Consider the following 13498-nt stretch of genomic DNA (forward strand, 5'->3'; position numbering starts at 1 on the left):
AGTCTCCTTTGTATTAAGGATAGCGTTGCATTCACCAATTGAACTCAAGGGTAATAGTGACCGACCCTTAAGGTGTAGAACATAAAAGTAGGGTGAACTGCTCTGAAATCTTAACTTTTAATAAATCTATGGGGTTGTATTCACATGGCACTGCTATATTCATCCATAGTCTACATCCAATTTATCTTTCTTTATTCACTTCTAATTAGTTTTAGCTATAGCTGCGGCGCCAAATGATTTTTAAGTTTTATATCAAATCCAGTTATTTAATGTCTAAAATTAGCGGTAACACTATAGTTTTACCGTTTTTAAACACTAGTAATAATAACTTATCGATTCATTAATTATTCCCTAGTGACATATAGCTTTAAATATTTTATTCTTACGGTATTAAGTGATATGAGATAGCTTTAGATGACACACAAAAAAAATTTACCTGAACAGCAACTTTATCTGGGCATTATGTCGGGAACAAGTGTTGATGGCATAGACGTTGCGCTAATAAATATAAACTCGGAAGCAGATAAATGTAAAACAGAGTTCCTGTTTGGCGAAGAGTTTGAATTTGAACAAGATCTTCGCAGTAATATTTTGTCTTTATGCCAAACGCAAATGACCTCTTTACAAGCATTAGGTGAACTAACCACTCAGTTGAGTTTAGCTTATGCTGATGCGGTTAATTTGTTTATTAAAAAGCATCAATTAAATGCAAAGCATATCATTGCGGTAGGTTGTCATGGTCAAACGGTATTTCATCAACCTACCGGTCAATACCCCTTTTCAATGCAATTGGTTAATGCCAGTGTTATTTCGGCCAATACGGGTATTACCGTCGTGACAGACTTTAGATCAATGGATATAGCTTTAACTGGACAGGGCGCGCCTTTAGTACCTATTTTCCATCAGGATCTATTGCCCGTAAAAGGTGATAGCGCGCAGATATTTTTAAATATTGGTGGCATTGCAAATATTTCAATTGTTAATCCGAAACCGCTGAGCGGATTTGATACCGGTCCTGGTAATGTCTTATTAGATCTATGGATAGATAAAGTACAGGGTTGTCCATACGATAACAACGGTGCCTTTGCCGCTAGTGGCCAATGCAATGAAGATTTACTAGCGTCTTTATTCAGTGAAGATTATTTTACTTTGCCACCGCCTAAAAGTAGTGGCCGAGAGCTTTTTAATCTAGATTGGCTGCAACAAAAGCTCAGTGATTTTACACAGCCTATCAGTGATGCTGACATTATGGCGACGCTAGTACAACTGACCTGTAAACCTATCGTTGATGCTATTGATCATTTTACGCCTGGGCAGTTATTGGTTTGTGGTGGTGGCGCTAAAAATCAGAGTATTATGCAGGCTTTACAACAAGCACTGCCGCAGTGGCAAGTTTGCAGTACCGATGAGGTTGGTATTAGTGGTGATTTTATGGAGGCGATGGCATTTGCTTGGTTAGCGTATCGTTGTATGAATCGCTTACCGGGTAATGATCCTCAAGTGACCGGAGCGTCACGTGGAGAAATTTGTGGCTCTGTAACCCGAGTATTAAATTCTCAATAACTCTAAATAACTCGCAATAACGGGTAATAACTTTTTAATAAAAAGTATGTGCATATTTTGTCGCGCTGTGATTGTTAAGTCACAGCGCGAAATGTCTATTTGAACTTAGTATTAATGTTATTTACTAACACGATCTAATAAATAAACGATAGATTGATAGGGAATATCTGTGGTTTTGGTCAAGCCTATTTCACAAGTTCTACTCGTTGAAAAACCTTCATTGCACTTACCACTGACTTGCTGTTTTAGCGATTTAAGCGCATTTTCGTTAAGCTCAGGTAAGACAAATCCTTTGTCACCAGCAAAACCACAACAATGAATATCACTCGGCACTATCACTTCTTCACTACAAGCATGGGCAATGGTTAATAAGCTATTTTCAGTTTTTTGTCTTTTGCTGCTACAGGTAATATGTACTGTGATTGGCTTTGCTTGTGCTGTAATCGTTAATTTATCAAGGGCAAATTGGGCGATAAAATCAACGGACTCATAAATAACTTGTTGGTTATCAAATTGATTTAACGTTAAAGCACAGGGGCTAGCATCCATAATTACCGGAATATTGCCTTGCTCTGTGAAGGGCAATATATGTTTAATCAGTTGCTTGGATTTTTGGTCTGCGGTTTGTTGATCGCCCTTACTTGACCAGGGCATACCACAGCATAGTTCGCTGGCGCCTTGAGGAATAATGACTTCAAAGCCTGCTTTTGCCAGAATAGTTAATATTACTTGGTTTAAATCACGTTGATCTGTGGCATTTTTATCTTGGGCAAAGACCCTGCCACCACAACTAGGCAAGTAAATGACTTTTTTACTATCATCGTCAGTTGAAAATTTTTGCCTAGTTTTGTGTAACGCTTGAGCGCCTTTAGGCCAGGCTGGATAATATAATGGAATGCGCTTGCCGGAAATTTTGTTTAACACCTTAAAGCCATATTCAACAACAGGCGCTGAGAATATATTGCTTGCCGCAGAAACCGCCGACATACCTAGTTTTGCACCACTTAACACTGTACTCATGTTATTGGCGGTTATTTGCGCTATCTTTTTGGCGATAGGCTGCTTATCAAGTTTTTCAGCTCTAAGCGCTTTGATAAATTCACCTGTATTGATGCCTACCGGGCATTTTAAACCACATAATCCGGTGGCAGCACAACTATCGATTCCTAAATGTTGGTAATCCTGCTGTAGCGTTTGGTATTCTGCTTCTAGTGCCGGAACGGCTTGTTCGCTGTTATTAATAGCTAACTCTAGTTCGGTAATTCTGCGCCATAGGGTAATACGCTGTCTGGGCGTTATCGTATAACCATTAGAGGGGCAGACAGACTCACAAAAGCCACATTCAATACACTTATCTATAATGGTATTGGCGGCAGGCAAGGTCTTTAAATTTTCCAGATGTACCTGCGGGTTATCATTTAATATCACGCCAGGATTTAAAATATTAGTTGGGTCAAATATCTGTTTGATGTCTTGCATTAAGGCATAAGCTTTATCGCCCCATTCAAGTTTTACATAGGGCGCCATATTACGGCCAGTGCCATGCTCGGCTTTTAAAGAGCCTTTGAAGCGCACGGCAACCAGTTGGGCTACATCTTCCATAAATGCACTGTAGCGGTCTATTTCATGCTGCTCATTAAAGGACTGGGTAAAGACAAAATGTAAATTACCATCCAAAGCGTGACCAAATATAATCGCTTCAATGTAATCATATTTAACAAATAAACGTTGTAATTCATTAACGCCATCAGCTAGTTTTTCAATAGGGAAGGCGACATCCTCTATGATAACCGTAGTGCCAGTTTCACGTATAGCGCCAACCGCAGGAAAAGTGCCTTTGCGTATTTGCCATAGTTGACTGCTGATCTCGGCTTTAGCGGTGAATTCTACTTGATAATTAATTCGTTGTTCTATAAGCGCTAGTTGTTGTTCAACCGCTTGTTTTATTTTACTTAACTGTGTTTTATCAGCGGCTTGTAATTCAATTAATAATGCCGCTGAATATTCAGTTAACTTAGCAATGCAAGGCTGCATTAACGGATGATCAGCAACACTTTTTAGTGCGCGATAATCAAGTAATTCAACCGCAGTCACCTCAAGCGTAGCTAACTCAGTTACTAAGTTACAGGCGGCACTTAGATCATCAAAAACATAAAAACCGGTGACTTTATAGGCGTGGTCATCCACCGTGTGATAAGTAATATCGGCGATAAAAGCTAAGGTGCCCTCTGAGCCGATGATTAAATGTTTGATTACTTCAATAGGCTGTTCAAAATCTAATAATGCATTAATCCCGTAACCACAGGTATTTTTCAGACGATATTTATGTTGAATAAGCTCAGATAGTTCTTTGTCTTGTTTGACTTGTTTTAACAGCTTATTAATTTGTTCAACAAAAATTGTTTTGTGCTTTAAAAAAGCAGAGCAACTCAGCTTATCGGCAGTATTTAACTCGCTACCATCAGCAAAGATAATAGTCATATCCGCTAGAGTATGGTAACTATTTTGCTTAATACCACAGCACATACCCGATGCATTATTGGCAGCAATTCCGCCAATTTTACAGCTGTCGATAGAGGCTGGATCTGGGCCTATTTTTTTCTGGTAAGGTTTTAACAGCTGATTAGCTTTAGTGCCTATGATACCTGGTTGCAAGGTGATTTTCTTGCCAAGGTCATGTATTTCAAAGGCCTGCCAGTCATTAGATAAAGTGATTAATACCGAGTCGGTAATTGCTTGTCCGGATAAACTGGTACCCGCGGCTCTGAAGGTCACGGGCACGTGATGAGCACTTGCTTGCTGTAAAACTTCTTTTAATTGCGCTTTATTTTTTAGTTGTAAGATCAGTTTAGGTACTAAGCGATAAAAGCTGGCATCAGTACCAAAGGCATAACGCTTAGTATAAGACGTTATAATTTCATCTTGGCTTAAAAAAATATTTAACTTATTAACAAAAGAGGAAAATGAATCGGCAGGCATGGTTTACTCACTGGTAACTTTATAATTTACAGGGTCGGTAGCTAGCATTTTTGGTGAAAACAATTCCTAGAAATAACAGCTTGAGCTTATCATCTATACGAGTCTGCATTGCAATAAAAATGACATCCTTGTCGGTAAGTTCAATCTGTAAGGGCGGTTAACTTAAAAATGTTATGGGTAAAGTAGGTATTGTTGACGCTGTTGTAAAAATGCATTTAATTCACTTTTCCAGCTGGCGCGAATTTCAACACTGCTTAACCCTGAAATAATTTGTTTACGCAATTTGTCGGTACCGGCAAGTTTGTCGAAAAACGGGGCTAGGGTAAAAAACTTCTCGTCGTTTTCAACAAATAATTGATGCCAGTTAACCAAGTGATCTAGATTAACGCCACGGATTGCCGATTGTCTTAAATCAACGCCTTTAATTAACTTTCCTTTTAGCTTAGGGGTCATCGAAGCTCCCTTAATGGCTCTTGGCGTAAAGGTGAAATCACCTAAGCCAAATTTATCAAAGCCGATCACTTGAAAAGGAAAGTCAGTGCCTCTGCCTATGCTCACCGGTGTTCCTTCAAAAAAGGTCAATGATGCATATAAAGAAATTGATACATCATTGGGTAAGTTAGGACTAGGTTTTACCGGTAAAGAGTAGCTCATATGACGGTCGTAGTTGCCTACAGGAATAACGGTTAAATCCACTTTTACCGAGTCTTTTAACCAGCCTTCGCCATTGATCATTTTTGCCAGTTCAGCCACTGTCATACCGTGCATAAGGGGGATTTGATGCATGCCAACAAAAGACTGAAACTTAAGGTCGAGTACCGGGCCGTCTACGGTAAAACCATTAGGATTAGGGCGATCAAAAACAATAAATTCTTTATCATTGTCAGCGGCGGCTTCCATCATATAGTGCATTGAGCTGATATAAGTGTAGTAACGTAAGCCGACATCCTGAATATCAAAAATTAATACATCAACATCGTTAAGTACCTCAGCCGATGGTTTTTTATTTTTACCATAGATTGAGACAATTGAAATACCAGTTTTTCCATCAATACTGGAATCGACCTTAGCGCCAGCATCATGATCACCTCGAAAGCCATGCTCAGGTGCAAAAATTTTATTAATTTTAAGGCCTTGTGCTAATAAAAAATCGACTAAATGTTGGTCATTGACCATAGATGTTTGATTAACAACAAGTCCAAGGCGTTTGCCTTTTAATTGTTCCAGGTATAAATTTGGCTGTTGTGCGCCCGTAACTATGCCTGCAGTTAAACTTAAAGCTGAATTTAAGCCGTTATTGGTCTGCTTAATGTTTTGGCTGGTTTGCGTACAGGCAGTTAACAAAAACAGCATGGACAAAAAGAAAGTTTTAAAAAAAGACATGTTCATTTCCTGATACGGTGGTGTTTAACCAATAGCCTGACGTAAAAAACCACTGTTATTATCTAATAACAGTTGAGCAGTTTGTGCATCTTTACCTGTTAATATCATTAAAATGGCAAGCTTGGCATTATAGTTTGCTTGCTCTAGCGCATTTTTGGCAACGTGGTGCTCGCAGTTTGTTGCCTGCATAACAATTTTGCTGGCGCGGGCATAGAGTTTTTCATTACTAGCACTTACATCAACCATAAGGTTTTGATAAATTTTACCTGAGTGGATCATGCTGGCAGTAGATAACATGTTTAGGATTAACTTTTGTGCGGTACCCGACTTCATTCGAGTCGAGCCAGTTAGTGCTTCAGGGCCGACCACAGCACAAATAGCAATATCAGCGATTTGTGAAATAATGGCACCCGGATTACAGGTTACACTCGCGGTGGTACAGCCAAGTTCATTGGCGTAATTAAGACCACCAATAACATAAGGAGTACGGCCCCCCGCTGCGATACCAATGACCACATCATCGGCTGTTAAATTAACTTTTTTAAGATCGGCAACGCCAAAACCTTCATTGTCTTCAGCACCTTCAACCGCTTTATAAATTGCACCTTCTCCACCGGCAATAAGACCAACAACCATTTTATTAGAGACTGAAAATGTCGGCGGACACTCCACGGCATCTAAAATTCCTATACGGCCACTGGTACCAGCACCCATATAAATAAGTCTGCCACCTTTTTTAAAGGCTAAAACGATAGCATCAACGGCTTTACTGATCTCAGGAATTACCGCTTCAACGGCGTGGGCAACTTTCTTGTCTTCGTTATTGATCTTGGTCAGTACACCTTGGGTATCTAAGACATCAATATCTAAAGTATCTGGGTTGCGACCTTCAGAAACCATTGTTGCTAACTGGGCCAGTAACTTGGCTTCTTTATCTAATTTACCTGCTGTATCTGTTGTCATTTTCTAATCTCTTGTAGATATTTATTTATATGTTAAAGGGCGGCTAAAGCTAATACTAAGGCACCATCTAAAGAGGTACCCTGAGCCGGAACTATTTGATTTTGTATTTGGTCATTTAAATGACTGGTAGTGACACTAGCCAGACCGCCTATCACGGTGACAGGCAGGTTTGTTGGTCCTTGTGCGGTTAGTATTAACTGCTCAACGGATGTTATATGTTGCGCAAAAGCTGATTTTGCTGCCTGGCATTTTGTCTGCAACTCAGTAACTAAAGGCGCAAGTTGGCCAAAATCATAGGCCGTAGCTGTTTTAAGCCAGCTTGATATCAGCGGGCGGTTATTGCCTATTTGTTTGCTAACAGCTTGAGCTAACAAGCTTTTAGCTCGGCCATGATTATCTATTTGATTGATTAGATGTTGCACGGCAACTTTACCTAAACAAGCAGCACCACCATGATCGCCAATTAAGAATCCCCAGCCACCAAATAATTGTTCACTGCCATCTGCAGCTAATTTCATCGCCACTGAACCTGTGCCTAAAGCAATGCAAATGTTGGCTTTGCCAAATAAAGCACCGTGAACAGACGTTTTTGCATCAGAATTGATAATGAGTTGTTTATCTTTAAGTTCAAAAGCTGCAAGTAACTGAGTTGATAATTGTTGGCGGTTATTGTTATTTCCAGCCCCTGCTATGCCAATGCTGATAATAAGTTCATTACTGCCAGTGTGTTCTAAGCATAAACAAATAGCGGCTTTGATTGTGTTTATTGCCCCTTGTAAATCATTGGTTAAAGACGCACGCTCAGTGTTGCAATGAAAATTGGGCTTTATCTTTTCAGCATTGGCGTATTCAGCCTTGAACCGCTCTGGGCTGAGTATATTGTAAAGCCTGACTAGCGTTTTACTGCCACCGGCATCAATAACAATTATGCTGCGCATTGTTTGCTCTCCGTTTCGACTGTAGATAATTTCTTACCTAAACAGCAGGTTATAAAAGCTGCTAGCGTGCCAATGCAAAGCTGCCAGGTAAATCCTAAGTTAATGTTGGCTAAGTCAGGAACTGATAACAGGTTAGCTAGTCCAGATAATATATAAGGTTGGAAAAATAGTGTTGTTACAAAGCCAACTATCAGTGCCGCAAGTACCGAATGTTTATTGCCCCTCTTGGTGAAAAGTACGGTGAAATAGACACCTAATAAACCACTATATGAGAAAACCATAACACTTAGAGCAAAGGCCAATAATGGCATATCGGTATATTGTTGCCAGTAGAAACAAAGTATCGCCATGCCTGATAACGCTAATGCCGCCAATACCATACCAGCCTGACCCGCTTTAACATAATGCCTAGGGTCGGTAGCTTTATTTTTACTTTCATGCCAAGGGCGGTAAATATCTTGCACCAATACCGAAGACATAGAGTTTAAACCTGAATTAAGTGTTGATAGTGCTGCAGCAATCACGCCAACCGTTACTAGTCCTCGCACTCCTGGCGGGATTTCATTAAGGATATAGGACATGAATACTGTGATTTTTTCACCTTCAAATGATTGTACCAACCCTGCGGCATCACTAGCCATAAGATCAGGACGTTGATAAAAAACATACAATAATAGACCAATAGCAATAAATAACGCCATTACTGGCACCACCATTATCACGGACCAGACCATAGCTTTTGAGCCTTCTTTGGCATTTTTACAGGTTAGTACTCTTTGTGTCATATCCTGATCTAAGCCGAATGCGGCAATATTTAATAAAACAAAACCTGTTAATGCCGACCAGATATTAAAAACCCCGGCAGAGCTAAAATCAACATTGAAGTTAAAAACTGTTAGTTTAGAAAGTTCTCTATCATGTGGATTGTTCAGTGCATCGACTATTTGGCCAAAGTCTGCCGGGATGGCTGAATATAAAAAATAGACAACAAATAGTGCGGCAATAATATAAACAGCACACTGAATAGCATCACTATAAATTACTGCGCGTATGCCACCTTTTACTGAATAGCCCAAGCCAACAATAGTTAATATAACAATACCAATAATTACGCTCGAAGCTTCAATATTGCCAAATAGAATCATAGCCACGGCCAAAGCGGCCATATATAAGCGGGCACCACTGGCAAAAACACGACCCATTAAATATATTAAACCCGCTTGACGTTTTGCTTGTGCACCAAACCTTTGTTCTAACAGCTCATATACGGTAGAAACATTGTTTTGATAAAATTTAGGGATCAAAAATATTGCCACAAAAAAAGCAGCGATAAAAGCCCCTATATTAGTGGCTAAATAGGTTAAGTCATTTTGGTAACCTTGGTCGGGGCCACCTAAAAAAGTCGCAGCTGATTGTGATGTTGCTAATACTGAAATGGCGACCACCCAGATTGGCATTTTATTACCACCAAGAAAATAATCCTGAGTATTGTTTGCTTTTTCTCTACTAAAGTACCAAGTAATCCAAATTAATAAGGCAAAGTAGGCTGAAAAAACGGACCAATCTAGCCAAGTATATGTCGCATTCATAACTATTAATATTCTTTAAATTCTTATCTTTTGTAATTAAACATTCTTAGAGTGGTAAGTTCAAGGAATAATTTATTGTTTTTTATTTCTTAATAATAATTAGCCGACAAAAGCTAATTTAGTTGTGATTTTATGTATGGAAGTGTGCCTTTATTGTTTTTTATTTCTAATTATTTTTTATGTATCTATGTGATAAGTATGTTATTTAACATTCTGTTAAATTTTAAATTCTATATGAATCTATGTTTTGGAATAATTTATCTTGTGTTGTAATTGTTTTGAAATTAAGATGCTTAAAAATTACCAGCTGGCCATGCTGGTAAATTTATAAAGAGAATTGTCAAGGGGGGTTAATTTTATTGGACCCTTTAAGGCACAACAATTAACCGGGGAAAGAAATGATTATCGAATTATCACTATTGTCAAAATCCATAAAGCAGCTTTGGCAACAAGTCTGATTTTTTCAACGGCAGCTTTTGCTGTTGAAAACGAACAAACAACAAATCAAGTGGTAGAAAAACAAAAAATAGAGGTCATCGAAGTTTCTGGTTACCGTGGTTCGCTTAAAAAATCACTTAATACTAAGCGCTTTTCAGACGCTATCGTTGACGCTATTTCTGCTGAAGACGTGGGTAAGTTTCCCGAGCAAACCGTAGCTGATTCACTACAACGTATTCCTGGTGTTTCTATTGAAAAAGACTTTGGTGAAGGTGATAAAGTCAGTATTCGAGGTACTTCTCCACACTTAAATCTTACCTTAATCAACGGTCAAAACCTTGCTTCAGCAACGGCATCGGCCCAGGTAACTAAATCTTCAAGAGGTTTTAACTATTCAATATTACCTTCTGAAATGGTTGAAACCTTAGAAGTATATAAAACAGCTCAAGCCGATATTGATGAAGGCTCAATTGGCGGTACGGTAATTGTTCATACACGTAAGCCACTTGACACAGAATCTAATGCCGGTGCATTTACCGTTAAGGGTGTTCATCAATATTCATCTGGCGAGACCAGCCCATTTATTTCAGGTTTTTATAGTTGGAAAAATGACAATGAAGACTTAGGTATTAACTTTTCCTATACCCATAAAGACAATAATATGCAGCGTGATAGTAAAGAAGTGATAACTTACTTCCGCGAAATGCCGGATGATGGTGGTAAAATTCCGACAGGCGTTGGCTATAACCGCTATACCAGTAACAATATATTAGATACTTTAACCAGCACAATTCAATTTGCGCCAACAGACGATTTAGACTTCACCCTGACTAACATTTACTCGCAAGTTGAAAACTCAGGCCAAGGTACTTTTACTGGCTCTTGGTATTTTAATGATAACAATGTCACCGATAAAGAAATTGTTGACGGTATTATTGTCGGTGGCTCACGCGAAGCGCAAGGCAATGATGCACTTTACTCAAATGCCGGTTATGAAGGTAAATTCGACACCTTTGGCACTGACTTAAAAGCGATTTATTCTGGTGATAACTATGAATTTGTTACCCAAATAGGTTATACCTCAGCAGCAGGTGATGTCACTGATACCTACACTGAAGCTTATGCCACCACTGCTACTTCTTGGGATTTAACCAGTGGGCAATCGGAAGTGGTTTTCCATGACGTAGATTCTGCCGATGATTTTAATATTACTTACGCACACGTTAATGAAATAACCAATGCGGAAGATGAAGTATATGGGCAGGCCGATTTCAAATATTTTGTTGAACATGACTTTTTTACTTCAGTGAAAGTCGGTTTGAAATACCGTGATCATAATAAATCGTCTGATTTACTGAAAAGTGATTACAGCCCATCCTCGTCAATGAGTCTGGCACCCTTTGCAACAGGGCCAACCGATGATTTTTATAATGGCGGCAGCAATGATGCCTTATATGGCTTTGACCAAACTGCTTGGAATGACTATATTGCCTCGACAGATCCTAAGAATGTTTATGAGCGTATTGATTATTTCTTTGATTTAAACGAAAAAATCACCGCTAGCTACCTAAAAGCCAATTTCTCACAAGATAGGTTAAAAGGTAATTTTGGCATACGTTATGTTAAGACCGACTTATCGTCTGCTTATTGGGATTATACCGGTAGTAAATTAAACCCAGATACTCAAGAATTAAAAGAGGTAAAACATGATTACACTGACATTTTACCAAGCATCAACCTAAACTACGATGTTTCTGATGATGTTGTTGCTCGTATAGCAGTGGCGAAAGTAATGTCGCGTCCAGACTATGATAACTTGGCTGGCCGTCGTATTTATGATTGTAATAGTCAGAATGAAGACTGTAAAGGCTCTGGCGGTAACCCTGAGTTAGACCCCTATAGAGCGAATCAATTTGATTTGTCGGTAGAGTGGTACTTTAATATTTCTTCTTTATTCTCAGTGGCTTATTATTACAAAGACCTTGAATCTTACATTACTCAACAAACATCGCCAGAGCAGTTACTTGATGATGAAGGTATTGAGCGCACTTATGATATTACTAAACCAGTAAACGGTAGCGGTGGTACTAATAAAGGCTATGAAATTAACTACCAGCAAAGTTTTGCTTATGGTTTTGGTATACAGGCTAACTATACTTTCTCTGATGTTGATTTAATTGAAAGTGAAGAGCAACTCGCTGCCGGTCGCGAAGCATTGTTAGCGGGTAATTCAGAAGATACCTATAACTTAACCGTTTACTTTGAAAATGATGATTATTCAGCACGTGTTTCATATAACTATCGCTCTGAGTATTTATATGATGAACACACTAAATACGGTAACCGTATGAAAGGTGATTATGGCCAGTACGATGCCACATTAGGCTATAACTTGAATGAAATTACCACGTTCACTCTGCAGGCTATTAACCTGACAGATGCAGAGCAAAACTGGAATTATGATGGTGATGAAAACTTGGTTTACCAAGATCACCAATATGGTCGTCGTATCATGTTAGGTGTTACCGTAAAACTATAGTAATTAGTAGCACTATAACTAACACTAATATCAAAAAGCCCGGTATTTATGCCGGGTTTTTTGTTTTATCAAAGTATATATTTGCTATTCAGGGGCTCAATAAGCGTCAGCAATTACTATTAGCCAGTATGTCACTAAATCAACATTGAATTTTTTATTCATAGAAGTTAAAGTAAACGAGAATAATAATTAATTCGAAGTAACAGAATCACTATGACTGCATTCGTAAAAATCAAAGCGCTGCATAAATCTTTATCACTCAATGAAAAAAAATTAGCAGATTACACCCTGAATTTCGCTGCTGAAATCCGCCAGCTTTCTTCACAGGGACTTGCTGATGCGGTATCAGTTAGTCAGTCGAGTGTGGTTAAGTTTACGCAAAAACTAGGTTATAAAGGTTATCCTACTTTTAAGTTAGCGATTATCGATGCGTTAAATGAAGAAGATACGGCCATCCAGATCCACGGAGAAATTACCTTAACGGATGATGTTGACGCGCTTTTTGAAAAGCTATATTTAAGTAAAGTTTCGGTACTCGCCGAAACTAAAAATATTAACGATGCGGCATCGTTTAATCAGGCATTGCAGTTAATAGATAAGGCTAAGCGCATCTTAATCAGTGGTGTCGGTGGCTCAGCCTTGGTATGTAAAGATTTCAGTTATAAATTACAAAAATTAGGTAAGTTTTGCATTGCTGACCATGATACTCATGCACAATTGGCCAATGTGGCAAACTTTACCAAAGAAGACCTGGTCTTTGTTATCAGCGAATCGGGTGAAACCCGTGAAGTAAAAGAGATATGTTTACAGGCTAAAAAAAATAAATGTAAAATTATCTCGTTAACCAAGTATGGCGATAACCCCGTTTCTATTCATGCCGAAGTCAGACTTTTTTCTGTCGCTGAACAAGACTCTGTTCGTCTATCTTCAATTTTGGCGAGAACCTCGCAAGAATATGTCATTGATATGTTATTTATTGCCTTAACTCAGGGCTCTGCTGAAAAGCGAAAATTATTAGAAAAAACAAATGCCGTTGTTGCTAGGCTTAAACAAAGATAGAAAAGTTAACGAATATAGCAGGCTTCAAAAACTAACAGCAATTTGTT

General features: G+C 38.7%; 8 protein-coding genes. 3 read left to right on the plus strand and 5 right to left on the minus strand.

Annotation, left to right across the window (positions count from 1 at the left end; genetic code table 11):
• Positions 1-414 precede the first annotated feature (414 nt).
• Positions 415-1563: an anhydro-N-acetylmuramic acid kinase gene (locus HRT55_RS02060; RefSeq protein WP_291618421.1), complete on the plus strand. Its 1149-nt coding sequence runs from the start codon at positions 415-417 to the stop codon at positions 1561-1563.
• Positions 1564-1680: 117 nt separating this feature from the next.
• Here the strand turns inward: HRT55_RS02060 and HRT55_RS02065 are convergent, their stop codons facing one another.
• The 5 genes from HRT55_RS02065 to HRT55_RS02085 all read right to left on the minus strand — a co-directional run bounded on the left by HRT55_RS02065 (position 1681) and on the right by HRT55_RS02085 (position 9415).
• Positions 1681-4542 (minus strand): FAD-binding and (Fe-S)-binding domain-containing protein, encoded by a 2862-nt coding sequence (locus tag HRT55_RS02065; protein ID WP_291618423.1) that lies wholly within the window; start codon positions 4540-4542, stop codon positions 1681-1683.
• A gap of 171 nt (positions 4543-4713) precedes the next feature.
• Positions 4714-5925, minus strand: coding sequence for a DUF1343 domain-containing protein (locus tag HRT55_RS02070; protein ID WP_291618425.1), 1212 nt, complete (start codon positions 5923-5925; stop codon positions 4714-4716).
• Between the two features lie 24 nt (positions 5926-5949).
• Positions 5950-6888 carry an N-acetylmuramic acid 6-phosphate etherase gene (gene murQ, locus HRT55_RS02075; protein ID WP_291618426.1) on the minus strand — a complete coding sequence of 313 codons (939 nt, stop codon included), beginning with the start codon at positions 6886-6888 and terminating at the stop codon, positions 5950-5952.
• A 32-nt stretch (positions 6889-6920) separates the two neighbouring features.
• Entirely contained in the window at positions 6921-7826 is a 906-nt protein-coding gene (locus HRT55_RS02080; RefSeq protein ID WP_291618428.1) for a BadF/BadG/BcrA/BcrD ATPase family protein, read from the minus strand.
• Complete coding sequence (locus HRT55_RS02085; RefSeq protein WP_291618430.1) at positions 7814-9415, minus strand: sodium:solute symporter; 1602 nt, start codon at positions 9413-9415, stop codon at positions 7814-7816. Before HRT55_RS02085 ends, HRT55_RS02080 begins: the two co-directional genes overlap by 13 nt.
• Before the next feature lie 337 nt (positions 9416-9752).
• Between HRT55_RS02085 and HRT55_RS02090 the strand changes: the two genes are divergently transcribed.
• Together HRT55_RS02090 and HRT55_RS02095 are read left to right on the plus strand one after the other, a co-directional pair.
• Positions 9753-12392, plus strand: coding sequence for a TonB-dependent receptor (locus HRT55_RS02090; protein ID WP_291618431.1), 2640 nt, complete (start codon positions 9753-9755; stop codon positions 12390-12392).
• Positions 12393-12605: 213 nt separating this feature from the next.
• Positions 12606-13451 (plus strand): MurR/RpiR family transcriptional regulator, encoded by an 846-nt coding sequence (locus HRT55_RS02095; RefSeq protein ID WP_291618433.1) that lies wholly within the window; start codon positions 12606-12608, stop codon positions 13449-13451.
• The last annotated feature ends 47 nt before the right edge of the window (positions 13452-13498 follow it).

This window comes from Colwellia sp. (assembly GCF_013214175.1).
GTDB lineage: Bacteria > Pseudomonadota > Gammaproteobacteria > Enterobacterales > Alteromonadaceae > Colwellia.

Excerpts from the sequence above, each read along its gene's own strand:
- HRT55_RS02060 (WP_291618421.1), top strand. The coding sequence starts at position 415 with ATGACACACAAAAAAAATTTACCTGAACAGCAACTTTATCTGGGCATT.
- HRT55_RS02065 (WP_291618423.1), bottom strand. The coding sequence starts at position 4,542 with ATGCCTGCCGATTCATTTTCCTCTTTTGTTAATAAGTTAAATATTTTT.
- HRT55_RS02070 (WP_291618425.1), bottom strand. The coding sequence starts at position 5,925 with ATGTCTTTTTTTAAAACTTTCTTTTTGTCCATGCTGTTTTTGTTAACT.
- murQ (WP_291618426.1), bottom strand. The coding sequence starts at position 6,888 with ATGACAACAGATACAGCAGGTAAATTAGATAAAGAAGCCAAGTTACTG.
- HRT55_RS02080 (WP_291618428.1), bottom strand. The coding sequence starts at position 7,826 with ATGCGCAGCATAATTGTTATTGATGCCGGTGGCAGTAAAACGCTAGTC.
- HRT55_RS02085 (WP_291618430.1), bottom strand. The coding sequence starts at position 9,415 with ATGAATGCGACATATACTTGGCTAGATTGGTCCGTTTTTTCAGCCTAC.
- HRT55_RS02095 (WP_291618433.1), top strand. The coding sequence starts at position 12,606 with ATGACTGCATTCGTAAAAATCAAAGCGCTGCATAAATCTTTATCACTC.